This is a genomic window from Ensifer sp. EB106-03-01-XG145, from assembly GCF_058792075.1.
This window is the reverse complement of the sequence record NZ_JBYTEC010000017.1, coordinates 41,819-66,807: the sequence shown is the minus strand read 5'-3', so window position 1 is coordinate 66,807 and position 24,989 is coordinate 41,819. Positions and strand designations below refer to the sequence as shown.

The window sequence follows — 24,989 nt, the reverse complement described above, 5'->3', positions numbered from 1 at the left end:
GACGGAAGACCCGGAGCGCGAGCACGCGCTCCGGGTCCGATCGGCATTGTGAGCTTACTTGAGGCCCCAGTATTTGTTGACGAGCTGGTCGAGCGTGCCGTCGTCCTTGATCATCTTCAGGCCCTCATTGAAGGCCGCGACGTTTTCATCGCCCTTGCGGAAGACGAGACCGAGCGGGTCGGATTCGAGGTCCTTGATCGCAACGACGAGCTCACCGGCGAATTCGCGTTCGTAGGCGGCCGCATTGGCGCCGTTGATGACGACGCCGTCGACGTCCTTGTTCTTGAGCGCGATGATCGCGGCGCTGAAGGTATCGTAGGCGGCGACGTTCTCCTTGCCGACGACACCCTCGGCAACCTGGGCATCTGTCGTGTTCGCCTGGGCGGAAAGCTTTCTGCCGGCGTCCTTGAAGCGGTCGAGCGTGATGCCCTGGTCTTCAACGCGCATCAGCACCGCCTGGCTGTTGACGATGTAGGGATCCGAGAAATCCATCGCCTTCTTGCGCTCCTCGGTGATCGAGACGCCCGACGCGACGAGGTCGAAGCTGCCCTGGTCGAGGGCTGCGAAGATGCCGTCCCAGCCGGTCGTGACGAATTCGGCCTGGCAGTTGATCTTGGCGCAGACGGCGTTGACCACATCGACATCGAAGCCGACGACCTGTCCGGTCGCCGGATCGATGCTCTCCATCGGTGGCGAGGTCGTGTCGGAGCCGACCTTCAGCAGTTTGCCGCCGAGATCGGCAGCGTGAGACACGCTCGAAGCAAGAGCTGCTACAGCCAGGGCAATCATCAGTTTTTTCATGGTTCTCCTCCTTGGATGATTAACTTTGGACCAGACGGCCGCCGAGATTGTCGGGCTGCCGTGCGATCAACGTCGGCCTAAAGACCTGCCGGAACGCCGTGGGGTCCTCACCCTCCATAAGGCGCAGCAGGAATTGTCCGAGTGTGCGTCCGAGCACCTCGATCGGCTGGTAAAAGGTGGTGATCGGCGGCGTGAAATAGGCACTGACGTTGATGTCGTCATAGGCAATGACGTCGACATCGACGCCGACCTGGCGCCCGAGACTGCCAAGCCCGGAGAGCACACCGAGCGTGGTGGATTCGTTGATGCAAACAAACGCCGTCGGGGCGTCGTCGAACTGCTGGAAATCGATCACTGTCTGTCGGCCGAAATGCGTCGAAAGATCGCCCTCGGCGATCAACTCCACCGGCGCATCCAGGCCCGCCTCACGGAACGCCCTGGAAAAGCCATCGATCCTGTCGAGCGCATAGGAAAACCGCCGCTCCGGATTGACGAGCGCGATCCGCCGGTGGCCACCGGCGATCAACCGCGCGGTTGCCGCATGGGCCGCCCATTCGTTGTCGATATCGACATGGGCGTAAGAGAGATCCTTGCGGCAACGCCCCATCGAGACGAAGGGAAACTGCTCGGCGACGAGCAGATCGATGCGCGGGTCTTCGGCGAGAATACCGGAGAAAATCAGACCGTCGGCCAGTCCCTGATCGACGATCCGGCGCGCGGCTTCGGCTCCATCGGCCGCATCGCGGATGACATGCACCGACATGCGATAGTCCGTGCCATCGAGCGCCTGGCTGATGCCGCTCAGGGTCTGGGTATACTCGACGCCGTCCCACTCATAGTCACGCGCGGCAGTGACCGGCATCAGCACGGCGGCTTGAAAACTCTTGCCTGTGCGAAGCGCCATGCCGCGCGCATTGGCCTGGTAACCGACCTCGCGTGCTGCCTTGTAGATGATGTCTCTTGTCGCCGGGGCGACCACGGGAGATTCGCGCAGCGCCTTCGAGATCGTGGCGATGGAATAGCCCGTCATCTCGGCCAAGGTCTTTATCGTTGGCGTCGGTGCGCGCCGCGCCCTGTGGATCTCAGTCGCCATGCACCCTCCCAAGCCCCGGCCTTCTCCTGGAGATTAGAGGTAGCAGCCAATAAAAACGTTTTCAAGAAAAATAAAAACGTTTTTATTTTGGATGATACGCATGCAAAAAGAGCGCAGTCGCCACTAGCGGCACCGGCGATACAGGCCTTGACCCGCGGGGCAGTGAATTTCAACGATTGAGTGGTGCAGCTTGCTCAGTGAGCAGTATAGGCGCCGTCTACGAGGTGAACGCTTCCAGTGATGAAACTCGCCTGCTCCGACAACAGGAAACAGATCAGAGCCGCTACCTCGTCTGGCGTACCGCGACGCCCCATAGGCTGCAGCGACATCATGCGTCTACTGGTTGCCACCTCCGAATTCTCGGCGGACAGCGGCGTGTCGATCCAGCCCGGCGCCACAGCATTGATGCGAATACCCGTGCGGGCATACTCGATCGCGGCCGCCTTCGTCAGCCCAACCACTGCGTGCTTGGCGGCCGTATAGGCGGCGGCAGTGGGCAGCGCGACTGAGCCCAGAATGGAAGACGTGTTGACGATGGCGCCCCCACCCTGTGCCACCATGGCCGCGATCTCGTACTTCATACAGTAGAAGACGCCATGCAGATTTACGTTCATCAATGCATGCCAGCCATCGAGCGGATAGTCGGCCGTCGCCTTGCGGATGCCTTCGATGCCGGCATTGTTGACCGCCAGATGCAGGCCGCCGCAGGTCTGCACGGCGAACGTCACCAGCTTTTCCACAGCCTGGGCATCGGCGACGTCGGCCGCGACATCATGGGCCTTGCCCCCGTTCGAGCGAATCTCCTCGGCAACCAGGTGCACGGCGACAGCGTCAACATCCGCAGCAACCACTTCCGCTCCCTCAGCAGCGAGTTGCCGGCACACGGCTGCGCCAATTCCGGAACCGGCGCCCGTCACAAGCGCAACCTTCCCAGCGAAGCCTAGATTCATACTGTCATTCCTAACGTTTAGCTTTCGACTAATCGAGCGCGCGCGACATCGCAAGTCATTCCATGAAATGCACTCGAAGCCCCGATCTTCCAATCAAACAGCAGCAGCAACACACAAGAATCGCGATATTTTTACCCGATTCATGCACTGCACCCAGGCCCTCTTTCCAGATATACAGTCCTTTCTGTCCATTTCACCCGGAACGCGGGCGAAAAACCTGGAGTGTCATTATCTATCCTGTCGCTGGGTGTCGTTCATTGGAACTGGACAGAGAATATTGTAATGCTAAAAAACGAATCGGGGCGCACCATTTTTCTCAGCAGGTAAAGATGGACAATCACCGCATTACACGGAGATTCCTGGTCATCGGCAGCCTTGGCCTGTTGGCCGGGTGCGGCTCAAGTTGGCGGGGTGTTTCCTTCCCATCCCTGTATGGCGGAACGCCCGGCGTCGATCGCCGCTACCGAAAACAACACGTCCGATACGACGGCAACGAGCCAGCCGGAACGATTGTTGTGGACACCACGCAACGCTACCTCTACTCGATCGAAGATGGTGGATGGGCGATGCGCTACGGAATAGGCGTCGGAGAGGAGGGCCTTACCCTCAAAGGCCAGGCCGTTGTCGGCCGAAAGGCCGAATGGCCGTCATGGACGCCGACCGCAAGCATGATCAGACGCAAGCCGGAGCTGGCGCAATACGCTGGTGGAGTTTCCGGCGGTCCCCACAACCCGTTGGGGGCCTCAGCCCTATACCTTTATCGCAACGGTCAGGATACCAAGTTCCGCCTCCACGGCACGAACGCACCTTGGACCATAGGGCAGGCGGTTTCCAACGGCTGCATCCGACTTACGAACGACGATATCGTTGATCTCTACGCGCGGACGCCTGTTGGAACTCCGGTATTGATCATTTGATGATGTACTCTATCTGAGTGCGGTATTGGGGTAAGGCCGACATGCATTTAAATCTTCAAAGTTTGGTAACGATAATCCGACTGACGAGTGTGCCCTTTCCGCACTAGGCCGAATCTCGAAATGCCACTAATACTATGAATGTTGCCTTCGAATAACCATTCCGATCACAGAGGGAAGGAAATATTGATGAGCAGAATTCTAATCGTAACAGTTGCGTTGCTTTCCGTTGCCAGCCTCTCCGCTTGCGGAACAATCGGCAAAGGCAAAGGCAAGGCCCCGCCACCGGTGGCCGAAGAACCGGCGCCCGTCTACAAATAGTGACTGACGCTAATTCGGGGAGGATCTCACGGTCCTCCCCGCCCTGAATGATCGTGGCCGCCTTGGCCATGCGTCGTGGCGCGTGGATCGATAAGCCCAGGCGGCAAGTTCAAGTGCCCATTGGAATTCGGGAGATTTGGCGCAGTAATGACGCGTGTACTAGGTCGTATTCCGTTCGTCGTCTTAGCCGCCATGGCGGTTGCGGCGTGCCAATCGCAAGACAAGGGCCCGCAGCCACGCTATGTCTCAAGCGTTGCGGGCAGCCCATCGCAACAGCGCGATCAGGGCTACTTCATCGAATTCCGCTCGCGTTATGCGCTCAGTTACGGCCATTCCTATGTGGTTTTTGGCCGCCTGACCAAGTCGGGAGCGATGGTCAATCCGGAAGTGGCGGGACTTGCTCCTGCAACAAACGACACCGCTCCCTACGTGCTGGGCCATGTTCTCCCCGTCCCGGCCGAGACGGGCGTTAGCGACGGTGACCTTGAGGACCAATACAGGTCTGCAAGCTGGCGCGTCATGTTGACCGAACCGGAGTACAGAGACGTCGTCGCCAAAATCCGAAAACTCAAGGCCGAAGCCAAGTTCTGGCATGCGTCGCTCTATAACTGCAACGCGTTTGTGGCCGATATCGCGCGTTCCATGGGATACAAGACACCTGGCATCTGGCTCAGGCCCCAGGAATTCATTACAAGACTACGCGAGATGAACGGCGGGTAGGCTGACGGGGCACAGGCTCCCGGCTATCGGGCGACCAGGGTCAGAAGCGCCATGGTTGACTACCACCAACGCCGCTCATAGTTGAGGCGCCATCAGCTTTGGCGCGCACTCCTCAACTTTAGCACCTTGTCAGGTCCAAGCGGCGCATGGCAGTCTCGTCCTTTGCCGTTGCGGCGATCAGAAGCCGCAACAAAAGCTTAGGTGATTCAACGTGAACATGTCTGTCGCTTCCATTGGCGAAATCGTGTGGGTCATAGGCATCGTTGCCTGGTATGTGATTCGCTACCCATTCGAGCGCCGGGCAAAGCGTGTGCGGGTGACGAGCAGCCGCCGCTCGGTGACCGATACGATTGGCTTGGCTGCCGCTTTGCTAGGTCTTGCCATTGTGCCTGGGTTCTACGTTGCAACAGGGATTCCCGCATTTGCCGACTATCCCGCGCATGCATGGATGGTGGGGCTTGGGGGCCTCATCTTTGCTGTGGCTCTGTGGACGTTCCGTCGCACCCACAAGGAACTCGGCCGAAACTGGTCGATCTCGCTGGAAATCCGCGAAAAACATCAACTGATCAGCAAGGGTCCGTATGCCGTCGTGCGCCATCCGATGTATACAAGCTTCCTGCTCATGGCGATCGGCCAGATGTTTCTGCTGTCGAACTGGGTGGCGGGCCTCCTGGGCGTCGCTGGTTTCGCCGTGCTTTTTTTCCTGCGTGTGGACAAGGAGGAGCGCCTGATGCTGGAATTTTTCGGCCCTGAGTATCGCGCCTACATGGACAGGACCAAGCGCATTATACCCTATCTTTACTAGAGGTGGCATGATGCGGGGCCGAGCGGTCAAGCTTTCTGCGGCACGACGCCTTGTCGGGGATCTGATGCGATTTTCGATTGCCGTGCCGCGGGTCACGGTACAGCGACAGATGAATATCAGTGGATTGCAGGAAGCCAGGACGAGCCGGTCGGAACGCCCCTCCTGGACAGTGCTGTTCCTCAAGGGGTACGGGCTACTTTCCAAGGAGACACCGGAGCTCCGCCGGGCCTATGTCAAGCTGCCGAGATCGCAACTCTATGAGTACCCGGGAAGCGTCGCGTCCGTGGCGCACGAGCGCGAATACGAAGGTGAACGGGTTGTGCTTCTCAGTACGATCAAGACACCCGAGCAGCGGTCGATCCCCGAGTTGAGCGCCCTGCTTCAGGAGGCTCGATCCCGTCCCGTTCTTGAGATCAGGGAATTCCGGCGTGCGCTGAAGATTGCGCGCTTGCCCGCGCCGCTGCGCAGGCTGTTGATGTGGCTCGGCCTCAACATGGGACGTCAGCGGGGCCACCGATTCGGGACTTTCCAGTTGTCGGTCTATTCCGGCCTGGGTGCCGAGTCGCTCAATCCGCTGACGCCGCTCACGACGATCTTCAACTATGGCCCGATCGGCGAAGACGGATCGGTCACCGTACGAATTCACTACGACCACCGCGTCATGGACGGCGCCAATGTCGCGCGCGCATTGGCTCGTTTCGAGGAAATACTGAACGGGGAGATCGCTGACGAGGTGGCTAGCCTTTCCGCTGCTCAAATCCTGCCAAGCACGACGCCGGAACCGTCAGCATGATATCGGATCAAAAACCACGACTCGCAATTGTTGTAGTCGGAGCGTCACGAGGCATAGGCAGAGCCATTGCCGAGCTTGCCGCGCGAGATGGTGCACCTGTCGTATTGGTCGCACGATCACTTGGGGGGCTGCACGCCGTGGAATCCTCCATCAAGCAGGCGGGCGGCGAGGCATTCTCCCTACCAGTCGATCTCACCGCCGACGATGCGAAGACGGTTCTCGAAGAGTTCCTCGCGCGGGAAAGCCTCGTCTGCGACGTCCTCGTCAACAGCGCCGGCTATGGCCTGCGTGGCGCGGCAACCGCTTTGCCGATTGCCGACCAGGTTGGAATGATCGACGTCAATATCCGTGCCCTCGCTGACCTGACATTGCACCTGTTGCCGGGCATGGTCGAGCGAGGCCGTGGCGGCGTTATCAACCTCGCCTCTGTGGCCAGCTTCACCCCCGGCCCGTACATGGCAATGTATTACGCGAGCAAGGCGTTCGTGCGTTCCTTTTCCGAGGCGTTGTATCAGGAGACGCGGAAGGCGGGTGTAACGGTGACCTGCGTCGCGCCGGGGCCGGTGTCGACCGAATTCCTTGAAAAATCAGGCGCCAACAGGGCTGCACTGTTCAAGGCTTTGCCGAAAGCCACTCCGGAATACGTGGCGAACTGCGCTTGGCGCGGCTTCAAAGCCCGCCGACGGCTGGTCATTCCCGGCATGTCTGCCAGATTGGCGATCCTGATTTCAGGGGTTCTTCCCTCCGCGGCGCTATTGCCGCTGGTTGGCCGCCTGCAACTGCGCGGCAACGACCCTTGCCCTTGCGGATCTGGCAAGATGCTCAAGCATTGCTGCCGCGCAGGCCACCCTAAAGGCGGGACAGCTTCGGCTTGATCCGCCCCGCAGCCAGCTTCCCGTGGGATAAGGCCAAAGCACGCACCGAGCGGTCGGACATCGACCATTGCCGCGATCAGCGGGCTTTGGCGCCAGCGGAGAGGAGATGCGCCTCCCACTCACTCTCAGGAATTTCATCGCCAACCTGAAATTCGAACGCGACGACGCTCTTGATATCCGGGGCAGCTTCGCAGTCGAACTTAATATTGTACCAACGGTCGTTGCTGCGAAATGCAGCACCATCGGCGCGGAGGTTCGTACCTGCCAATCGGATATCCGCCATGGCGTAGGCAACGAGAAAATCCGGTTTGAAATCAACTCGCCAGCGATGAACCTGCTCCATAGCCTCGAGATTGCAAATCTGGATAATGCGTTCATCCGCCGCGAGCTGGGAGAGCCCCTTCAGCGCCTGCTTGCTGCGCGCGTCGGCGAGAATTGCCGCCGAAAAGAACCGCTTGGCTTGAGTTGCCGGCTGCACGTCCGGCAATGTCGCCGCCGGTACGGCCCGTTCGGGCGCGGCTTCTTGCGCAACGGCCTCACCGACCTGAGATGCACCGGACCTGGGCTTGGTTGTTCCCGCAGCAACCGTCGGCAGGTACACTATTTCAACGGAGACGCTTTCCTCCGGGAGAGGAATTGGGGCTCAGGTTCAGGAACGAAGCAGAGTGCCAGGATGACGATGGCATGAAGGACAATGGCGAGCGCAAGACTGTACCAAATCGTTGCGCCATGGCGGCGCTGCCCCTGCTGCCTGCATCGATCACATCATCCCATTGGCGACGCCCAGAGGGTAGACACGCCCGGTGGCCGCGGGGAGATTACCACCGAAATCTGCATAAGAAAGCCGCCGCCAACAACTTGTCGACGGCGGCCCTGGTTTTAATGCGATAGTGCCGAAGTAGCCCGCCGGCACACCAACCGACCGAATTCAATCCATATCGTCGTTGTCGGGCGCGCTCATGTGGTCGCGGTTGCCGTAGATGATCTCGCGCTTGCCGACATGGTTGGCGGGACCGACCAGCCCCTCCTTCTCCATGCGCTCGACCAGCGAAGCAGCACGATTGTAGCCGACGCCAAGACGGCGCTGTATGTAGGAGGTCGAGCACTTCTTGTCGCGCAGGACCACCTTGACCGCCTGGTCGTAGAGTTCGTTGCCGTCCTCGGACGCAAGTGCGCTCTTGTCGAAGACCGGCGTCTCCTCCTCGGGCTCCTCTTCCTCCTCGTCGGCCGTAACGGTCTCGAGGTATTCCGGGCGTCCCTGGGTCTTCAGATGCGCGACCACGTGTTCGACTTCCAGATCGGAGACGAAGGGACCGTGTACACGGGCGATGCGTCCGCCGCCCTGCATGTGCAGCATGTCGCCCTGGCCGAGCAGCTGTTCGGCGCCCTGTTCGCCAAGGATCGTGCGGCTGTCGATCTTCGAGGTGACCTGGAACGAGATGCGGGTCGGGAAGTTGGCCTTGATCGTGCCGGTGATGACGTCGACCGAGGGACGCTGCGTCGCCATGATCAGGTGGATACCGGCGGCACGCGCCATCTGCGCCAGCCGCTGGATCGCACCTTCGATCTCCTTGCCGGCGACCATCATCAGGTCGGCCATCTCGTCGACGATGACGACGATGTAGGGCATCGGCGCCAGATCCATTTCCTGCTGCTCGAACAGCGGCTCGCCGGTGCCCTTCTCGAAGCCAGCCTGGACCGTGCACATCACGGGCTCGCCCTTTTCGCGGGCGGCAGCGGCACGCTGGTTGTAGCCGTCGATGTTGCGCACCCCGAGCCGCGACATCTTGCGGTAACGGTCCTCCATCTCGCGCACGGCCCACTTCAGCGCCATCACCGCCTTCTTCGGATCGGTAACAACCGGCGTCAGCAGGTGCGGGATGCCGTCATAGACGGAAAGTTCGAGCATCTTCGGATCGACCATGATCAGGCGGCATTCTTCCGGCTTCAGCCGGTAGAGCAGCGACAGGATCATGGTGTTGATCGCGACCGACTTGCCCGAACCGGTGGTGCCGGCAACGAGCAGGTGCGGCATCTTCGCAAGCTCGGCGATGACAGGTTCACCACCGATCGTCTTGCCCAGGCAAAGCGCCAGCTTGTAGCCGGTCTTGCGGAAATCGACGGATTCGATCAGCTCGCGGAAGTAGACGGTCTCGCGCGTCGCGTTCGGCAGTTCGATGCCGATGACGTTACGGCCGGGAACCACCGCGACACGGGCCGAAAGCGCCGACATGGAGCGGGCGATATCGTCTGCGAGGTTGATGACACGGGACGATTTCACGCCCGGCGCCGGCTCGAATTCATAGAGGGTTACGACCGGGCCCGGGCGGACGTGAATGATCTCGCCCTTGACGCCGAAATCTTCGAGCACGCTTTCAAGCAGACCGGCATTCTGCTCGAGTTGCTCCTGGGTCATGAAGAAGCCCTGGCCGACAGGCGCCTCCTGCAGGAGTTCCTCGGACGGAAACTCGTAGGCGTCGCCGGCAAATGTGCGTTCAACCACCCCGATCGCCGGCATTGTGTTCGGCGCGCGGGTGACCTGGGCCGGCATGGTGATCGCGGTTTTCGACGCAACCGGGGCGGGCTGTTCCACCGCCACCGGCTCCGGGCTTGCAGTTTCCGGTTCAGCGGCAGCAACAGGCAACGGAACCTCAGAGATCACCGCGGGCGCTGCAGCCGCCTCGACGGCAACGGCCGCCTGCGGCGATGCCGCACCATCGTCGGCCTTTGCACCACGGACATCGACGACGCGGAACAGCGAGGTGATCCCGGTCGGCGGCATGCGGCGGATTTCCACCGGACGTACGGGTGCCGGCGGCGCGACGGCAACGGGCGTGACGACCGGGACCATTGGCAAAGGAGCGGGCGTCTCGACAAAAGGCTTCGGGTGGGCGATTTCGTCGCCGGCTGCCTCGGTGTCTTCGACCGGACCGAATTCGAAGAAGGCAAAGTCGGAGAGGAAACTCGATTGTGCCAGGCCGCGATCGGCGGCAGCCCCTTCTGGAGCGGTCTCGGACTGCGCCTCCACGACAGGCTCGGAAACGGCGAGCGGCGCCGTGAGAACCGGCACAAGCGCCACGCCGTCATCAGCCGAAGCCTCGACGCGATCGAGCATTGGCGGCTCGATCGTGTTCTGCGCCGCGGTCCAGGTCGGCAGCTGGTTGGTTAGCATGCGCAAAAGTTCGGACGGGCTGTAGGATGGCAGGGTCACTTCAGACTGCGGCGCGTCGTCTACCGCTGCATCCATGGGTGTCTCGTCAGCCGAGACCGGCACGGCAGGCACCACGGCGTCGGCGGAAACCGGCGCAGGCTCCACCGTCATCTCGACGGTTGCCGCTTCGATTTCGGCCGCCGACATTTCTTCGGTAGCCGTATCGCTTTCCTCGACCTGCGGAGCGCGCCGCTTCATGAACTCGCGCTCGGGCGTGCGGGTGAACCGCACGTTTGGTGCCAGGAAGAAATGGCTCTCCCAAGTGGAGTCACCGTAGTGGCCGGCGATCTCGGAAAGGGTCGGCAAGGGTTCGTTCGTCGTCGCCGTCACTTGTGCAGGCGCATAGGCGGAGCCCTGCCCATAGAGCCGCGTCGCGCGGCTCATGGTTTCGGTCTGCTGGTTGGCCGGCTTGCGGGGCGCCGCGGGCGCCTCGTACAACTGATAGGGGTCGGCGGTCGCCGCCTCATGAGTGGGCATACCGCTCAACGCATCATCCTGCGGACCATCGAAATAATCCGCCTGGCTTGCATCATGCAAAGCAGCCTGTGAGAAGTTTGTCCTGGGAATACGCATGGGTCCTGGAAGAGCTAGAGACATCGCCGAGGGGCCTTCTAAGCGATAGGAAATGAAGGTTAACAAGTCCCTTCCAACGCCCCGTTTCGAGCCGGCAACCGGGGTCTAACGCCGCTTTCTTCGACGCCGGAAACGCCCCGAAGGCCCGGAACACTAACGGGCTCCGCGACGTTCTGTCGTCGCGGTCACTCAGCAGAAAATATTTCTGGAGGAAGATCCAAATTGGCGCGTGGGGCCAGCGCCTGTGGTGGCGCGCTATCAGTGCCACCAGGAAAACGAATCGGGCCGGCGTGCAGTTGTCCCGTCGGCCCGATTGCACGACTTTCAGGCAAATGCCACGCCTGCATTCTGCCGCGCGACCGCCAATCGCAACGACTGGTGACGGCGGCAACGATCGCATCACGATAGACGCCGCGAGAGAGGCATCGCCGTACCTGTTTCACTCCTGTGATCCTGCACCCCCGCTCATGGACATCCATGAGGTTCGCGGCCTCTCGTCTTGCGACGGGCGTCACCGCTTTCCGGACAGAAGGTCCGTCAACGCGGCATGGTCTGCAAGTCACAACTTATCTTGAGTTTCGTCGCCCAACCGAGCCAAGTGATCTTCGCAGACCGTTTTGACCAGCGCGTGAAGAACCTGCGTGCGCTCCACCAGAAAGGACAAGGCTTCCTCGCTGATCTGATAGTGCTTGGAGTAACGCGCCTTCACGTAGGCCTCGTTGATGGTGTTGAACCAGGAAACAAAGCGTTGCTGATCATTCGGCCAAGCCTCGACGAGGCGACGATCGAGTTCCTCGGCAAGCGCCCGCAGAAAGCGCAAGTTGTGAGACGGTGGACCGTAGTTCTTTAAGGTCAGGAGAACGGACGAATAAGCCTGTTCTACCGCCTGATGAAGTGCGAATGCCGTGTCTTTTGACCACTCGATATCATCCGCTATTTTCGACTTATTTGAGACGGCCGAGATTAAGGCCCGTTGCGCACTGGGAAAACGGTGTTGAAAGTGTTCCTGCGCGAGTTTGAGTAGCTGGTCTCGGCCGAGCGTCCGTGGTTCGACCAGCGGTTCACTGTCCAACTCGTAGAGCACGATACCTTGCTGCCGGATGTCGCAGAAGAAATCCTTGCCGCGTCTCAGTTCCTCGTTCACCTCGCGGCGGGAGTGCACGATAAACGAAACTTGGATGCCCGTCAGTTCCCGGTCATTCAACAGCCGGTCGGCGGTGTTGTTCCAGTATCTGGTAAAGTCCGTCAGTTTGCGATTGTTGACAATCACCAACAGGTCGTAATCGGAGCGATAGCCCTTGCCGGTGTGCACTTCATCGACCCAGTCGCCGCGGGCATGGCTACCAAAGAGAATGACTTTAAGGATGCGCCCTTTCTTTTTGAAATCAGCCTCGCCCCCAGCCAACGCGTCCTCAAACTCCTCGCGCAGGATTTCGAGCGCTCTGGCGAGATGGCGCCGCTTGGCTTCGGGGAGGTGATCGAGGCTCGTCTTCATCAACAAACGGTCAGTCCTTCACGCGGGAATCGCGCCAGATGGTCAGTGACACCTTGCCGAAAGGTGCTGGCCAATTCAACGAAGCAACCGTGACGATCCCTTCGCAAGAACTTCACAAATGGTAGTCGAAGCGACCCGACGTTCCACTTGATTGGTCTGGATGAAATTGGCCGGCTTGAAGGACTGGGAGCTTAAGCCAATCATTCTTGAGGGCCACGTTTGTCACGAAAAGCTCAATTTCCGGGGGCGACGCCAAACCGCCCTGCCGGGTTACGCCGGCGGGGGGCACTGAACCGGCTCGGCGCCTTTCCGCATCCTAACGGGTTACGTCCAAATCGACGACGGGCAGCAATGGTCTCGATGTCGACCGCGTATCAGCGCGTCGAGACCCGTCCGACCGTCCAAGGCGGCGTGCGGCGTGACAAGGAAGCGGTAAGCCGCCCATGCATCGCCGAGGACGTCGTGCAGTTTCGGAAGCGCGGCATAAGTCCGACCGTCCCGATCGAGTTGCATGACGGAAAACGGAAGCCCCGCTTGGCGCCGTCGAGACCGAGAATCGATGCCCAACGTTCGCACCTACGGTTCGCACGGCCCCGTTGTGCGAGAACAGACACGCCTGATTATGCCGAAAAACGGTTGAGTGCCTGCCAAGCGGTGGCAATTCTCGCAAAGCCGGCACGGTTCTAAACTCGCTTGCATAGCCACCGACAGGGGCGCGCAGGATACGTTCGACGCAATCGAGAAAGGACCATCCCCGTGAGTATCGAGCTGAAAACCGGCTCCATTTTACGGGCCGCCGCGAAGGACGAAGCCGAAATGGTTCGCGCTTGCCGCGAGCGGAACGACCTCGTCCTCCCCAGGGCCGCCACGCATCCATGCTTTGCCCGCCAAGAGGCAACGGTAACCGCCCCCGATCGATACGTTACGTAGATCACACCATGGACAAGCAATTCACCATCGGCGTATTTGCGGCCCTATTCGCGGCCTTCGGCTTTTCGCTCAACTTTATCGTTCCCTTCATCATCGGCGACTATTCCACGTTCGATTTCGCCCTTGTCCGCCATCTCGTCGCGGCGATCGTGGGCGTCGCCATTCTGGTCTCCGAAAAGGATCCGTTGCGACATCTCACGCTTCGAAACTGGCTTGCCACGGCAATGTTGGCCTTCATCGGCTATGTCGGCTACTTCCTCGCGGTGACCGGCGCCGCCATCTTCTGCGGGCCGGTCATCGCACCCGCCTTTCTGGGCCTCGTGCCGATCGTCCTGGCAATCGTCGGCAATCGACGTCAGGGATCACTGCCTTGGCACCTTCTAGTGATACCGCTCGGGCTGGTGCTGATTGGCCTCCTCCTGGTCAACGGTACCGCCTTCACGGCCGAAAGCCTGAGATTGGATGAAACGCTCTGGATCGGCATTCCGTTGGCACTCACAGCTGTCGCGCTTTGGGTCTGGTTTGCCATCGCCAATCAGGCAGCGCTTGCTGTCCGACCTGATATGCCCTTGGGCACATGGTCCGCGCTCATACTGGTCAGTGGCGGCGTCGAGATGCTCGTCTTTTTTCCGATCGGTGCTGCGGTTGGGCTGTTCCAGCTGCCGGCACTCGGGTTCGGTTGGGGCTCTGCCGGCTCCCTCTACCTTTGGGGTTCATCGCTTGCGCTGATGGCGACCGTAGGCGGGGTGTGGGCGTGGAATGTCGCGTCCCGACGCTTGCCCGTGGCGTTAGCGGCTCAGCTGATCGTTTCAGAGACAGCCTTCGGCGTCATCGGCGGCCTTGTTGTTCACACGCGGTGGCCGACGGGAGTTGAGACTGCCGGCGTTGGTGTTCTGGTTGTTGGCGTCGTTTTCGCCATCCGCATCTTCCATCGCGGCCACACGCAATACAATGAAGCTATTCCGCAGGTTTCTTGATTTTCCGGCAGAATTGGCCGAGCTAAAATCGCTGCTCGCATGCCACACCCAGGCGCTGAAGTCGGAAAGCCAACAAGGCCCAGACTGTTAAAGGCCCTGCGTCGAGCGCGCGAAAGTCTGAAGATCCTCGAAGCAGCAGAAGCGTCTTTGATGCTTCTCGGCGATTTCGCCGCCAGCCGGCTCATAGGCCGCGGAGACGGTGCTGAGCGTCGCCATGGCAGCCGTAACGTCGGCAAAGGCGCCGGAGGCAACGGCCCCAAGAATGGCAGAGCCGAGCAAGACCGGTTCTTCCGCGTACGGCGCAACGACAGCCTTGCCGCAGGCATCGGCAAGGAGTTGGCGAACGAAGCCGCTACGCCCCGCCCCACCGCTAATGACTACCCGCTCGACAGAGGCTCCCTCCCTAGCCTGCGTCTCGATGATCTGCCGCAATCCGTAGCCGATGCCGCATAGACCGGCGACGTAAAGCGCAACGAGGCTATCAAAATCCCGTTCCATGCCAAGACCGGCTATGACGGCCCTTGCATGCGGATCTGCAAAGGGCGCGCGATTGCCGAGGAACTCGGGCACCACATGTAGGTCGGCAGCAAGGTGCACGGCCTCAGACAACGACGGCGCCTTGGCGGAGACTGCCTCGGCCATGAGGACAGGTAGCGGAATTCCTCGCGCTTGCGCCCGCGCGGCCGCTTCCGGTGCGGCCGGATGAAAGGCAAGCAGCTGATCGATGGCAGCGCCCGCAGCGCTCTGGCCGCCTTCATTGAGCCACAGGCCGGGCACCATGGCCGAGTAATACGGACCCCAGACGCCGGGCACAAAGACAGGATCTTGCGTCGAGGTCATTGTGCATGATGAGGTGCCGAACACATAGGCTAGGTTTTCCGTCGGACGGCCGCCGATGCCGACTGTGCCAATTCCGCCTGCGTGAGCATCGATCATACCCGCCGCTACGGCCGTTCCACGTTGCATGCCCATCGCGGCCGCTGCTTCCTGCGTCAGCCCATAACCAAGCCGCGTGCCCGGCTCGACGATACGAGTGCCAATCCGGCCAAAACCTTCTTCGGCAAGCTCCCCAAGACCTATCTTCTCAAAATAGCTTGGATCCCAACGGTTCTCATGCGCGAGATAGGTCCATTTGCAGGTGACCGTGCAGGTCGAACGGGCGAGGTCACCCGTCGCTTTCCAGGTGAGAAAATCGGCAAGGTCGAAGAACTGCCAGGCGGTGGCGAAAACCTGCGGCCGGTTTTCCTTCAGCCAGAGCAGCTTCGGCGTCTGCATTTCCGGCGAGACGCGCCCGCCGACATATCGCAGCACCTCGTGGCCCACCGCGTTGATCCGCTCCGCCTGGCCGACGGCGCGGTGGTCCATCCACATGATGATGTCGCGTTCCGGTCGCTCCGACGGGCCGACCGCGAGCGGTGCCCCCCCGTCGCCGAGCACGACGAGCGAGCAAGTGGCGTCGAAGCCGAGGCCGATCACCGCGGCCGGATCGACGCCCGCGGAAGTGACCGCCTCGCGGACGCTCGAGCAGACCGCATCCCAGATCTCGGCGCTCGATTGCTCGACGATTGCTCCCGCCTCACGGAACAGCGAAATGTCCCGCTTGGCGGAAGCGAGCATCGCCCCCGAAAGGTCGAACAGGCCGGCCCGTGCGCTGGCGGTGCCGACATCGACACCGACGACATAGCGGGAGTTGCGATCCGGGGACTGGGTCATGAGGCCATACTCACTGACGGTTGGATGACCGAGTTCTATCGCCCGTCACGAATTGCGCCATGCGACGGATCAGGAAAGCGCCGACTGTCGCGCCGGCATCCTGCAAGCCGACCGTCTTTTCCTGGAACGCCGCCGCCTTGCCATGCTGCGCGAGCATGGACTTGGTGGCCTCCAGCGCCTGTTCGGCTGCATCCGCCGTCACGTTCAGCGTATCCGAAAGCGAGACACCGGCGGACGCCTGCGCTTCCAGCGTCGTCGCGATGGGGTCGAGCACGTCAAGCAGCGTCTTGTCGCCGACCTTCGCCTTGCCGCGTTCGGCAACGCCGTCACGATAGGCGCGCCAGAAGGCGGCCATGCCGGCGGTGTCCAACACATCCTTGCCTTCGACGGCCTTGCTTGCGCGCAGGAACCCGGTCGCCGTCAGCGTGCCCATGGTGGAGGGCGCTGTGCGGGCCATGGTGGCGCCGGCGGTGCGCAGCAACTTGGCGATGCCCGCCGCTTCACCTTCGGCTTCCAGCGCTTCGGCGGCGGCGGCGAAGGACTTGCTCATGGTGATGCCGAGATCGCTGTCACCCACCTTGCCGTCGAGGGCGATAAGGAATTCGCGCTGTTCGGCAAAGAGCTCCTTCCAGCTCTTGAAGAGGTCGATGAGATCGGCTGCGTTCAATGTCTGGAGCGTCATGGCATCAACCCGCAACATGCTGGAAGAAGGGCGTGTTCGCCGGGGCGGCGATCAGGCGATCCAGCTCCTCGTCGAGATGCAGGATCGAAATCGAAGCGCCGGCCATTTCCATCGAGGTGGCGAACTCTCCGACCCAGACATACTTGGCGGTAACGCCGCGCGCTTCTAGAAGCTGCGAGACGCGGCGGAAGAGGATGTAGAGTTCTTCGAGCGGCGTGCCGCCGAGGCCGTTCATCAGCACTGCAACATTGTCGCCCTGCTTGTAGTCCGTTTCCGCAAAGACGCGCTCCATCATCTCGTCGACGACGGCATCAGCCGGCGCGAGCCTCTTGCGGCTGATGCCGGGCTCGCCATGGATGCCCATGCCAATCTCCATCTCGTCCTCGCCGATGGAGAAGGTGGCGTGGCTGATTTCCGGGACGACACAGCTCGAAAGCGCGACGCCCATGGTGCGGGTGCGCAAACGTGCCTTGTCGGCAAGGCGCGCCACCTCATCCAGCGATAGGCCCTCGGCGGCGGCGGCGCCGGCGGTCTTGTAGATGAAGAAGATGCCCGCCACGCCGCGACGCTTGTGCTCTTCGCCAACGATGGACGAGGCGACGTCGTCGTTGGCGACGACCTGCTTGACGGCGATGCCGTCGAGATCGGCAAGTTCGGCCGCCATGTCGAAGTTGATGATGTCGCCAGTATAGTTGCCGTAGATGTAGAGGACGCCGGCGCCCTGATCGATGTGCTTGGTCACCTGGTACATCTGCTCGGCGCTGGGCGACTGGAATACGCCGCCGACGGCCGCGCCGTCCAGCATGCCGTCACCGACGAAGCCGAGGAAGGTAGGCAGGTGCCCCGAACCGCCGCCGGTGGCGATGCCGACCTTGCCGGGCATGGTCTTGGCCGTCACGAGGCAGCGCAAGTCATCGGCCGTATAGGTGACGGTGGGATGCGCCTTGTAGATGCCTTCGAGCATTTCGTCGACGAAGTTGACGGGGTCGTTCAGGAACTTCTTCATAAGTTTCCTCCGGGAGTGGGGGGTTATTTCTTGCGCTGGCGCGTGACGAAGAAGGCGGCGGCGAGCAGGATGAAGCTGCCGACGACGAGCCGCTGCCAGGTGCTAGGAATGCCGACCATGACGAGCACGCTGTTGAGCACGACGATCAGGAGCACGCCGAGAAGGGTGCCGAGGACCGTGCCCGTGCCGCCGGTGATGCGCGCGCCGCCGAGCACGACGGCGGCGATGACGTTGATCTCGGTGCCGACGAGATCGAAGGGATTGGCCTGCCGGTTGGCGCAAACATGGATGATGCCGGAAAGGCCCGCGAGCGCGCCCGCATAGCCGAACAGGAAAACATGCACGGTGCGCAGGCTGTAGCCGAGGCGGCTTGCTATATCGGCATTGCCGCCGACGGCGAAGATGGCGCGTCCCATCAAGGTGCGGTTGAGGATCCACCAAGTCACGAAGGCCGCAACAGGCAGCACGAGAAAGTAGAACGGCAGCGTGATCAGCGCGCCGTTGGCGGCCTCGAACTGGACGAGCGGCATGCGGCCGAAGGCGCCCATCTGCGGCGGAAGGGACATTATCCAGACCGTGCCGATGAAGGAGAGCAGAAAGCCGCGGAACAGATACTGCGTGCCGATGGTGACGATCAGCGACGGCACCTTCAGGTGATGGACCAGCAGACCGTTGATGATGCCGAGCGCCGCACCGCCGAGCGTCGCCATGAGGATGACGACGACGATGGGCAGGTTCGGCAGGTAGGTCTGCACCAGCACCGTCATTGAATACATGGTGAAGGCCGCGATCGCCGTAAAGGACACGTCGATACCGCCCGCCGCCAGGATGATGAAGACGCCGAGCGCGAACAGGCCCATGACCACACTGGCGCGGCCGATGTCTATGAGCGTCGAGGGCTGGAGGAAAGCCGGGTTGACGATGGCGACGGCCACGCAGATCGCCACCAGCAGCAGGAAGGTGATGGTCTCCGGTCGGCGGCGAACGAGGTCACCGAAGCTGAAGGAACGCGACGGGTCGGCAGCGTCGTGGAATTCATCGGTCCGTGAAACGCTCATTGCACAGTCTCCGTCGTGGTCGCCAGCATCGCCTTGTAGAGTTGGTCTTCTGTTGCCTGTCCCGCATCCATCTCCGCGACCACCCGGCCGCTGTTCATAACGAGGATGCGGTCGGTGTTCTCCAGGAGCTCGGGCAGGTCGTCGCTGACGATGACGAGGCCCATGCCCGCTTCCGCAAGCATCTGGATGACGCGGTAGATCGTGTCCTTGGAGCCGACATCGACGCCGACGGTCGGCCCATGCAGCACGAGCAGCTTCGGTGCGATGCTCAGCCAGCGGCCGATCAGCACGCGCTGCTGGTTGCCGCCTGAAAGCGCGCCGACCGGCAGGTCGAGATTTTTCGTGTTGAGACGCATTTCCTCGGAAAGCCGGGCGGCGATCTTGCGCCCCTCCTCCCGGTCGACGACGCCGAGGGAATTGGCGAGGCGCGAGACGACGAGCGCGATCTCGTTCTCAAGGATCGACTTGTCAAGGAAGAGGCCTTCCGCCAGCCGGTCCTCCGGCACATAGCCGATGCCCTGCTCGATGGCTTTGGCGGGCGAGCGCACGGAGACGGTCTTGCCGTCGAGCTTGACCGCACCGCCGCTCGCGGGCGCGACGCCGGTCAGGGCCATGGCGAGTTCGTTGCGGCCGGAATCGGCAAGGCCGGTGATGCCGAGAATTTCGCCCTTCTTCATGGAAAAGCTGATCTCCCGCACACCATCGGCGACAAGGCGGTCGACCTTGAGGAGTTCGGCGTCGGAGGGTTTCCCGGTGCGGTAGCGCTGGGCATCGATGGAACGGCCGGTCATCAGTTCGGCCAGTTCCTTCTTGTTGTAATTCGCGATGGGGCCTTGCGCCACGCACTGGCCGTCGCGGAAGACGACGGCATGGCCGCCGATACGGTAACATTCGTCCAGCTTGTGGGTGACGAAGAGCACGGCGACGTTGTCCGAGCGCAGCCGCTCGACGACGCGGATGAGATTATCCACCTCGCGGCGCGTCAGAGATGTCGTCGGCTCGTCCATGATGACGAGCTTGGCGCGGGTCGCTATGGCGCGCGCGATAGCGACGAGCTGGCGCGAGGCGAGCGGCAGGTCGGAAACGATGGTGTTGAGGAAGCCGCGGTCGGTTGGAAGGCCGGTGGCGGCGAGCGCGCGCTCCGCCGTCTCCCTCAACCGCTTCCGATCGAAAAGGCGCGCGAGACGGCCGTTGGCGTTCACCAACTGCTCGTTCAGCGCGACGTTTTCGGCGACGGTGAGGTTCGGCAGCAGCGACAGGTCCTGGTAGACGGTCTCGATGCCGGCAGCGAGCGACTGGATCGGCGTCAGCGACGAGAAGGTCTCGCCGCCAAGCACGATCTCGCCCGAGGTCGGCACATGCGCGCCCGACATGATCTTGATGACGGTGCTCTTGCCGCAGCCGTTTTCACCCAGAAGATGATAGGCTTCGCCCGGCTGGAGCGTCAGGTCGATGCCGCGCAGGGCATGGACGCCGCCGAACCATTTCTGGATGTTTCGAAGTTCAAGGAGCGCCGCCGATTGCTGCGCGGTATGTGCTTGTGCCGCCACGGAAATTGTCCTCATGCTGACCGGCGTGTTGCCACGCCGGACGGTTCCGGCCAGAAGGTGAACCTCCCGGCCGGCTGACGGTTTGCCGGATTAGAACAGGTGTTCCTTGTAGGTCGCCTTGTCGGCAAGGACCATGCCGTTGCCGAGGATCAGCAGACCCTTGCCCGGGCCCTGCTTGACCGAGACCTTGTTGTAGCCTTCGACGCCGAGGTCTATGCCGTCGGTGACTTCCTTCTTCGCCAGCAGCAGCTTGGCGACGGCGTTCATCGCCATGCCGGCCTTCTGCGGATCCCAGAAGCCGATCGCCGTGATGGCGCCGGATTCGAGAAGGTCGGCCGACGGGTTCGGCAGACCGGTGCCGACGAGGCAAACCTTGCCGCTCAAGCCCGCTTCGTCAATGGCGCGGCCGACGCCGAGGACGTCGTTGCCCGCCGAGGTTTGGAAGCCCTTAATATCAGGGTGCTTGCGCAGGATTTCCTTGGCCTTTTCATAGGTGCCGTTGGCGTCGTCGAAGGATTCATTGTTCGGGTCGACGAGTTCCATGCCAGCATACTTCTTGGCATTTTCCTCGCCGGCGCCGACCCACTGCATATGCGTGCGGCTGCCGAGGGAACCGACGAAGGTCGTCCACTTGCCTTCCTTGCCCATGCACTCGGCCAGACGCTCGTTCAGCGCCGCGCCATAGTCGGCATTGTCGAAGGCTTCGACGTCGGCATTGGTGTTCATCTGGTTGTCGGCTTCGTGCGTCACGACCACGATGCCGCGCTCCATGGCGCGCTGGAACGTGCCTTCCAGAACAGCCGGGTCCATCGGCACGACGGCAAGCGCGTTGACGCCCTTGGCGACGAGGTCGTTGACGATCTGCAACTGCTGAGCCGAGTCCGCCGTCGCCGGACCGCTCTGGCTTGCAACGACGTCAGGATTGGCGTCCTGATAGGCGACAACGCCCGTGTTCATGCGGTCGAACCACGGAATGCCACTGATCTTGACCACGGTAGCGATGACGGGCTTTTCCTGGGCAGCCAACACGCCGATAGAACCTGCGAGCGCGACGGCCGCAACCGTGGTTCCAGCCAGTACCTTCTTCGAAAACGACTTCATGTTTTCCTCCACGAATTTTCCCTCCTGTTTCACTTCGGCGCTTGAGGGACAGGCACCGAAGGGGTTTGCGAGCGGCGCCCCGGGGACAGGAAGCCGGCGATGTCGTAGCGGCCGACGGCCAGGAACGTGAGCAGCAGCAGGCCCCAGGCAAAATCGCGCACGAAATTGGAAAGGCCGCCGAAATTGAGCAGGCTCGACATGAGCTGCAGGGCGATGGCGGAAAGCACGACACAGACGACGCGCCCGTAGCCGCCCTCCGGCTTCACGCCCGCCATCACGGCAATCAGGATAGCAATGAGCAGATAGGAGCTGCCGTAATCGAACTTTACGTTGACGTTGCGCGCCGCAATGATGACGCCGACGAGACCCGACAGCGTGCCGGAAATCGCATAGGTGGCGACGATCACGCCGTTCTTCGGAAAGCCCGCATAGACGGCGGCCTTGGGATTGGTGCCCATCAGCATCAGCCACAGGCCATAGGGCGTGAACTTCAAGATCGCGGCGATGACGCCGGCGACCAGCACGAAGACGATGAAGCTGATCGGGACAGCGGCGATCATGTCGTTGCCCACGCTGGAGAGCAGTGCCGGGCTGCCAACCGTCACGGCCTTGCCGCCGGAAACCACGACCGCGAGCCCCATGAAGGCCATCTGGGTGCCGAGCGTGCAGAGGATGGGCGTGATGTTCAGCCGCGAGATGAGAAGGCCGTTGATGACGCCGCCGGCGAGGCCGACGAGGAGTGCGCCCGCGATGAAGGCGAGGCTGAAGGCCGTGCCGCCGTCCGTCGCCGACAGAAAGGAGGAGACGATGACAGCGGACAGCACGCCTGAGAGATTGGCAAGCGCGATGCCCGAAAGATCGATGCCGCCATTGCCGGCGCACATGGCCAGCATCACGCCGATGGCCAAAAGGCCGATTTCCGGCACCTGGCTCGCCATGGACTGGAGATTGAAAACGGAAAGGAACGAGCCACCGGAGATCAGCGCGCCCGCCACAAGCAATAGGCCGTTTATGACAACCAGCATCGCCAGCTGCCCGCCGGGTTTTTGCATGATCTCCTCCCATTTGTTTACTAAACAAACTATTACTTCACTAAAACGCTATCAAAGGAAATTTGTTCTGACAAGCCCCGTTTAGGCGGCAAATCGGTTGCGATCCGCGCCAAATTGCCCTACGTCTCGCAAAGTTCATCTAAATCGTTTAGTAAACTTGTTCGCAGTCGCAGCATAAAGGGCAGCCTGTCTCCGCATGAAGAAACCGGGAAAACTGACCATCAGGGACATCGCCGAGGCGGCGGGCGTATCGGCCGCGACGGTCTCGCTTGTATTGAACGGCAAGGGAGAGATTTCCGGTGTGACGCGGGCGCGGGTGCTGGAGGCGGTAGCGAGCCTCAACTACGTGCCGCGGGCAACACGCAGCAGCGCGGAACCAGGCGAAACCCTACGCTTCCTGAAGATCGCCAAGCATGGCCACACGGTCAACCGCGACCACAGCGTCTTCATCTCCGACTATATCGACGGCATGTCGGCCGAGGCGACGCGGCGCAACTACACGCTGGAAGTGGTAAGCTTCGAGGGCCAGCCGATCAGTACCGTGGCGGAATCGCTCGCCGGCGCACCGATATCCGGCGTCATCGCACTCGGCACGGAGCTGACGGAGGCCGATATCCGCCTCATCCAGGGCCTCGGCCTGCCGACCGTCTTCATCGATACGTTCTACGACGTGCTCGACGCCAATTTCGTCGATATGAACAACGAGGACGCCGTCTATAAGGCGCTGTCGCGCTTCCGCATGCAGGGTTTCCAGCGCATCGGCTTCGTCGCTTCCCATGTCGACACGACCAACTTCCGCCTGCGCCGCGAGGCCTTCTTCAAGAACATGGCGCGGCTCGGCTTGCCGGTGAACGAGGCCGACATCCTCTCGGTGGAATCCACCTATGACGGGGCCTATACCGATACGCGCGCCCTGCTTTCCACCGGCCTCGACCTCGCGGAATGCTATTTCTGCACCAACGACATCATTGCGTACGGCTTCATCCGGGCGCTGCGCGAACACGGCGTCTCGATCCCGCAGGACGTTTCGATCATCGGCTTCGACAATCTGCCGCAGAGCGCGACCATGGAGCCGGGCCTAACGACCATCGATGTCTCGAAACGCAAGATCGGCTACCTCGCCGTCACCGTGCTCGACGACCTGATCGCCGCCGCCGAGCCGCAGCCGCCAGTCAAGATCCTCGTGGGCGCGGAGCTTGTCCTGCGTGCCAGCCACGAGCACGGCGTATCGAACACCGCGCAGGATCGCCCACGGCGGACCGCACGGCAGCAGGCGCATTAGAAACGCAGAGGAAGACCATGGAATACAGGACACTCGGCCGCACGGGCCTCAAGGTTTCGGCCATCGCCATGGGCACCTTCTCCTTCGGCGGGGTCGGCGCGTTTTCTCGCGTGGCGAACCAGAGCGTGGCGGAAGCCCGCCGCCTCATCGACTGCTGCATCGACGGTGGCGTCAACCTTTTCGACACGGCCAACATGTATTCGCTCGGCCGCTCGGAGGAAATTCTCGGCGAGGCCCTCGGCGAAAAACGTGACAAGGTGCTAATTTCGTCCAAGGCACGCATGCGCATCGGCGACGGGCCGAACGACGAAGGCACCTCGCGCTACCACGTCATCCGCGAATGCGAGCTCAGCCTCAAGCGGCTGAAGACCGACCATATCGACATCTACTTCATGCACGAATGGGACGGCGTGACACCGGTCGAGGAAATGCTCGGCGCGCTCGAAACGCTGCGCCAGCAGGGCAAGATCCGCTATATCGGCTGCTCCAACTATTCCGGCTGGCACATCATGAAGGCACTGGGCGTGGCGGAGGCGAAGAACCTGCCACGCTTCGCGACCCAGCAGATTCACTACACGCTCGAAGCGCGCGAGGCTGAATACGAGCTGCTACCGATTTCCGTCGATCAGGGCCTCGGCGTCATGGTCTGGAGCCCGCTCGCCGCCGGTCTCCTCTCCGGCGCCTTTGGCCGCGGCAGGGCGCCGGCCGATTCCCGCCAAGCTGCCGGCTGGAGCGAGCCGCCGATCCGCGACCAAGAGCGCCTGTGGACGATCGTCGATGCGCTCGAAATCATCGCAAAGGTCCGCGGCGTCACGGTGGCGCAGGTCTCGCTGGCCTGGACGCTATCGCGTCCAGCAATCGCCAGCCTCGTGGTGGGCGGTCTCAGCGAAGAGCAGTTCCGCGACAATATCGCTTCCATCAACCTAAAGCTGACGGAGGAAGAGCTGGACACGCTGAACAAGGTCAGCCGCCCGCCCTACATCTATCCGTACTGGCACCAGCACAATTTCGCCGGCGACCGTTTCGGCCCCGGCGACTGGGCGCTGCATGATAGCTACATTGACCTCGGATTGATTTAAGTGCGTCG

General features: G+C 61.7%; 22 protein-coding genes and 1 pseudogene. 9 read left to right on the top strand and 14 right to left on the bottom strand.

Features of this window, described 5'->3' with window-relative positions:
* Positions 1-54: 54 nt before the first annotated feature.
* From AC3WWH_RS27775 to AC3WWH_RS27765, 3 genes are all read right to left on the bottom strand, one after another.
* On the bottom strand, positions 55-801 hold the full coding sequence (locus AC3WWH_RS27775) for a transporter substrate-binding domain-containing protein (RefSeq protein ID WP_057251726.1): 747 nt from the start codon (positions 799-801) through the stop codon (positions 55-57).
* 19 nt (positions 802-820) lie between these two features.
* Complete coding sequence (locus tag AC3WWH_RS27770) at positions 821-1,894, bottom strand: LacI family DNA-binding transcriptional regulator (protein WP_058322620.1); 1,074 nt, start codon at positions 1,892-1,894, stop codon at positions 821-823.
* Positions 1,895-2,088: 194 nt separating this feature from the next.
* Positions 2,089-2,844 carry an SDR family NAD(P)-dependent oxidoreductase gene (locus AC3WWH_RS27765; RefSeq protein WP_058322621.1) on the bottom strand — a complete coding sequence of 252 codons (756 nt, stop codon included), beginning with the start codon at positions 2,842-2,844 and terminating at the stop codon, positions 2,089-2,091.
* 329 nt (positions 2,845-3,173) lie between these two features.
* On the opposite strand from AC3WWH_RS27765, the gene AC3WWH_RS27760 reads away from it, so the two are divergent.
* The 6 genes from AC3WWH_RS27760 to AC3WWH_RS27735 all read left to right on the top strand — a co-directional run bounded on the left by AC3WWH_RS27760 (position 3,174) and on the right by AC3WWH_RS27735 (position 7,272).
* Positions 3,174-3,761, top strand: a complete 588-nt coding sequence (locus AC3WWH_RS27760; protein WP_058322622.1) for a L,D-transpeptidase — start codon at positions 3,174-3,176, stop codon at positions 3,759-3,761.
* Between the two features lie 186 nt (positions 3,762-3,947).
* Positions 3,948-4,079 (top strand): ABC transporter, encoded by a 132-nt coding sequence (locus AC3WWH_RS27755; protein ID WP_082640836.1) that lies wholly within the window; start codon positions 3,948-3,950, stop codon positions 4,077-4,079.
* A gap of 147 nt (positions 4,080-4,226) precedes the next feature.
* The gene (locus tag AC3WWH_RS27750) at positions 4,227-4,799 is read left to right on the top strand and encodes a hypothetical protein (RefSeq protein WP_058328106.1); all 573 of its coding nucleotides are present in this window, start codon (positions 4,227-4,229) and stop codon (positions 4,797-4,799) included.
* 217 nt (positions 4,800-5,016) lie between these two features.
* The gene (locus tag AC3WWH_RS27745; protein ID WP_058322624.1) at positions 5,017-5,604 is read left to right on the top strand and encodes a protein-S-isoprenylcysteine O-methyltransferase; all 588 of its coding nucleotides are present in this window, start codon (positions 5,017-5,019) and stop codon (positions 5,602-5,604) included.
* A 10-nt stretch (positions 5,605-5,614) separates the two neighbouring features.
* Positions 5,615-6,397 carry a hypothetical protein gene (locus AC3WWH_RS27740; protein WP_113398489.1) on the top strand — a complete coding sequence of 261 codons (783 nt, stop codon included), beginning with the start codon at positions 5,615-5,617 and terminating at the stop codon, positions 6,395-6,397.
* A complete protein-coding gene (locus AC3WWH_RS27735; protein WP_113398473.1) occupies positions 6,394-7,272 on the top strand; it encodes an SDR family NAD(P)-dependent oxidoreductase in 879 nt (292 codons plus the stop codon). Before AC3WWH_RS27740 ends, AC3WWH_RS27735 begins: the two co-directional genes overlap by 4 nt.
* Positions 7,273-7,348: 76 nt before the next feature.
* On the opposite strand, the gene AC3WWH_RS27730 is transcribed toward AC3WWH_RS27735, so the two are convergent.
* The 4 genes and pseudogenes from AC3WWH_RS27730 to AC3WWH_RS27715 all read right to left on the bottom strand — a co-directional run.
* Positions 7,349-7,873: a DUF930 domain-containing protein gene (locus AC3WWH_RS27730; RefSeq protein WP_492377337.1), complete on the bottom strand. Its 525-nt coding sequence runs from the start codon at positions 7,871-7,873 to the stop codon at positions 7,349-7,351.
* A gap of 327 nt (positions 7,874-8,200) precedes the next feature.
* The gene (locus AC3WWH_RS27725) at positions 8,201-11,056 is read right to left on the bottom strand and encodes a DNA translocase FtsK (RefSeq protein ID WP_058322626.1); all 2,856 of its coding nucleotides are present in this window, start codon (positions 11,054-11,056) and stop codon (positions 8,201-8,203) included.
* Positions 11,057-11,615: 559 nt separating this feature from the next.
* On the bottom strand, positions 11,616-12,551 hold the full coding sequence (locus AC3WWH_RS27720; RefSeq protein ID WP_113398472.1) for a nucleotidyltransferase and HEPN domain-containing protein: 936 nt from the start codon (positions 12,549-12,551) through the stop codon (positions 11,616-11,618).
* Positions 12,552-12,875: 324 nt separating this feature from the next.
* A pseudogene (locus tag AC3WWH_RS27715) lies at positions 12,876-13,108 on the bottom strand (hypothetical protein); the annotation flags it as partial.
* A gap of 381 nt (positions 13,109-13,489) precedes the next feature.
* Here AC3WWH_RS27715 and AC3WWH_RS27710 point away from each other — a divergent pair.
* Positions 13,490-14,458 carry an EamA/RhaT family transporter gene (locus AC3WWH_RS27710; protein WP_113398471.1) on the top strand — a complete coding sequence of 323 codons (969 nt, stop codon included), beginning with the start codon at positions 13,490-13,492 and terminating at the stop codon, positions 14,456-14,458.
* A gap of 87 nt (positions 14,459-14,545) precedes the next feature.
* On the opposite strand, the gene AC3WWH_RS27705 is transcribed toward AC3WWH_RS27710, so the two are convergent.
* The 7 genes from AC3WWH_RS27705 to AC3WWH_RS27675 all read right to left on the bottom strand — a co-directional run bounded on the left by AC3WWH_RS27705 (position 14,546) and on the right by AC3WWH_RS27675 (position 22,620).
* A complete protein-coding gene (locus AC3WWH_RS27705; protein ID WP_113398470.1) occupies positions 14,546-16,171 on the bottom strand; it encodes an FGGY-family carbohydrate kinase in 1,626 nt (541 codons plus the stop codon).
* A 10-nt stretch (positions 16,172-16,181) separates the two neighbouring features.
* The gene (locus AC3WWH_RS27700) at positions 16,182-16,853 is read right to left on the bottom strand and encodes a dihydroxyacetone kinase subunit L (protein ID WP_113398488.1); all 672 of its coding nucleotides are present in this window, start codon (positions 16,851-16,853) and stop codon (positions 16,182-16,184) included.
* Between the two features lie 4 nt (positions 16,854-16,857).
* On the bottom strand, positions 16,858-17,859 hold the full coding sequence (locus AC3WWH_RS27695) for a dihydroxyacetone kinase subunit DhaK (RefSeq protein WP_113398469.1): 1,002 nt from the start codon (positions 17,857-17,859) through the stop codon (positions 16,858-16,860).
* A 23-nt stretch (positions 17,860-17,882) separates the two neighbouring features.
* The gene (locus AC3WWH_RS27690) at positions 17,883-18,917 is read right to left on the bottom strand and encodes an ABC transporter permease (RefSeq protein ID WP_113398468.1); all 1,035 of its coding nucleotides are present in this window, start codon (positions 18,915-18,917) and stop codon (positions 17,883-17,885) included.
* Positions 18,914-20,482: a sugar ABC transporter ATP-binding protein gene (locus tag AC3WWH_RS27685; RefSeq protein WP_113398467.1), complete on the bottom strand. Its 1,569-nt coding sequence runs from the start codon at positions 20,480-20,482 to the stop codon at positions 18,914-18,916. The genes AC3WWH_RS27690 and AC3WWH_RS27685 overlap by 4 nt, the downstream gene beginning before the upstream one ends.
* A gap of 75 nt (positions 20,483-20,557) precedes the next feature.
* Positions 20,558-21,568, bottom strand: a complete 1,011-nt coding sequence (locus AC3WWH_RS27680; protein ID WP_113398487.1) for a substrate-binding domain-containing protein — start codon at positions 21,566-21,568, stop codon at positions 20,558-20,560.
* A 29-nt stretch (positions 21,569-21,597) separates the two neighbouring features.
* Positions 21,598-22,620, bottom strand: a complete 1,023-nt coding sequence (locus AC3WWH_RS27675) for an ABC transporter permease (RefSeq protein WP_113398466.1) — start codon at positions 22,618-22,620, stop codon at positions 21,598-21,600.
* 196 nt (positions 22,621-22,816) lie between these two features.
* On the opposite strand from AC3WWH_RS27675, the gene AC3WWH_RS27670 reads away from it, so the two are divergent.
* Both AC3WWH_RS27670 and AC3WWH_RS27665 read left to right on the top strand, forming a co-directional pair.
* The gene (locus tag AC3WWH_RS27670; protein WP_058328094.1) at positions 22,817-23,902 is read left to right on the top strand and encodes a LacI family DNA-binding transcriptional regulator; all 1,086 of its coding nucleotides are present in this window, start codon (positions 22,817-22,819) and stop codon (positions 23,900-23,902) included.
* Positions 23,903-23,919: 17 nt separating this feature from the next.
* Positions 23,920-24,981, top strand: a complete 1,062-nt coding sequence (locus AC3WWH_RS27665; RefSeq protein ID WP_492377336.1) for an aldo/keto reductase — start codon at positions 23,920-23,922, stop codon at positions 24,979-24,981.
* Positions 24,982-24,989 lie beyond the last annotated feature (8 nt).

What these genes read in the sequence shown, in the direction of transcription:
- AC3WWH_RS27775 (WP_057251726.1), bottom strand. Translation starts at nt 801, where the DNA reads ATGAAAAAACTGATGATTGCCCTGGCTGTAGCAGCTCTTGCTTCGAGC.
- AC3WWH_RS27770 (WP_058322620.1), bottom strand. Translation starts at nt 1,894, where the DNA reads ATGGCGACTGAGATCCACAGGGCGCGGCGCGCACCGACGCCAACGATA.
- AC3WWH_RS27765 (WP_058322621.1), bottom strand. Translation starts at nt 2,844, where the DNA reads ATGAATCTAGGCTTCGCTGGGAAGGTTGCGCTTGTGACGGGCGCCGGT.
- AC3WWH_RS27760 (WP_058322622.1), top strand. Translation starts at nt 3,174, where the DNA reads ATGGACAATCACCGCATTACACGGAGATTCCTGGTCATCGGCAGCCTT.
- AC3WWH_RS27755 (WP_082640836.1), top strand. Translation starts at nt 3,948, where the DNA reads ATGAGCAGAATTCTAATCGTAACAGTTGCGTTGCTTTCCGTTGCCAGC.
- AC3WWH_RS27750 (WP_058328106.1), top strand. Translation starts at nt 4,227, where the DNA reads ATGACGCGTGTACTAGGTCGTATTCCGTTCGTCGTCTTAGCCGCCATG.
- AC3WWH_RS27745 (WP_058322624.1), top strand. Translation starts at nt 5,017, where the DNA reads ATGTCTGTCGCTTCCATTGGCGAAATCGTGTGGGTCATAGGCATCGTT.
- AC3WWH_RS27740 (WP_113398489.1), top strand. Translation starts at nt 5,615, where the DNA reads ATGCGGGGCCGAGCGGTCAAGCTTTCTGCGGCACGACGCCTTGTCGGG.
- AC3WWH_RS27735 (WP_113398473.1), top strand. Translation starts at nt 6,394, where the DNA reads ATGATATCGGATCAAAAACCACGACTCGCAATTGTTGTAGTCGGAGCG.
- AC3WWH_RS27725 (WP_058322626.1), bottom strand. Translation starts at nt 11,056, where the DNA reads ATGCGTATTCCCAGGACAAACTTCTCACAGGCTGCTTTGCATGATGCA.
- AC3WWH_RS27720 (WP_113398472.1), bottom strand. Translation starts at nt 12,551, where the DNA reads ATGAAGACGAGCCTCGATCACCTCCCCGAAGCCAAGCGGCGCCATCTC.
- AC3WWH_RS27710 (WP_113398471.1), top strand. Translation starts at nt 13,490, where the DNA reads ATGGACAAGCAATTCACCATCGGCGTATTTGCGGCCCTATTCGCGGCC.
- AC3WWH_RS27705 (WP_113398470.1), bottom strand. Translation starts at nt 16,171, where the DNA reads ATGACCCAGTCCCCGGATCGCAACTCCCGCTATGTCGTCGGTGTCGAT.
- AC3WWH_RS27700 (WP_113398488.1), bottom strand. Translation starts at nt 16,853, where the DNA reads ATGACGCTCCAGACATTGAACGCAGCCGATCTCATCGACCTCTTCAAG.
- AC3WWH_RS27695 (WP_113398469.1), bottom strand. Translation starts at nt 17,859, where the DNA reads ATGAAGAAGTTCCTGAACGACCCCGTCAACTTCGTCGACGAAATGCTC.
- AC3WWH_RS27690 (WP_113398468.1), bottom strand. Translation starts at nt 18,917, where the DNA reads ATGAGCGTTTCACGGACCGATGAATTCCACGACGCTGCCGACCCGTCG.
- AC3WWH_RS27685 (WP_113398467.1), bottom strand. Translation starts at nt 20,482, where the DNA reads ATGAGGACAATTTCCGTGGCGGCACAAGCACATACCGCGCAGCAATCG.
- AC3WWH_RS27680 (WP_113398487.1), bottom strand. Translation starts at nt 21,568, where the DNA reads ATGAAGTCGTTTTCGAAGAAGGTACTGGCTGGAACCACGGTTGCGGCC.
- AC3WWH_RS27675 (WP_113398466.1), bottom strand. Translation starts at nt 22,620, where the DNA reads ATGCAAAAACCCGGCGGGCAGCTGGCGATGCTGGTTGTCATAAACGGC.
- AC3WWH_RS27670 (WP_058328094.1), top strand. Translation starts at nt 22,817, where the DNA reads ATGAAGAAACCGGGAAAACTGACCATCAGGGACATCGCCGAGGCGGCG.
- AC3WWH_RS27665 (WP_492377336.1), top strand. Translation starts at nt 23,920, where the DNA reads ATGGAATACAGGACACTCGGCCGCACGGGCCTCAAGGTTTCGGCCATC.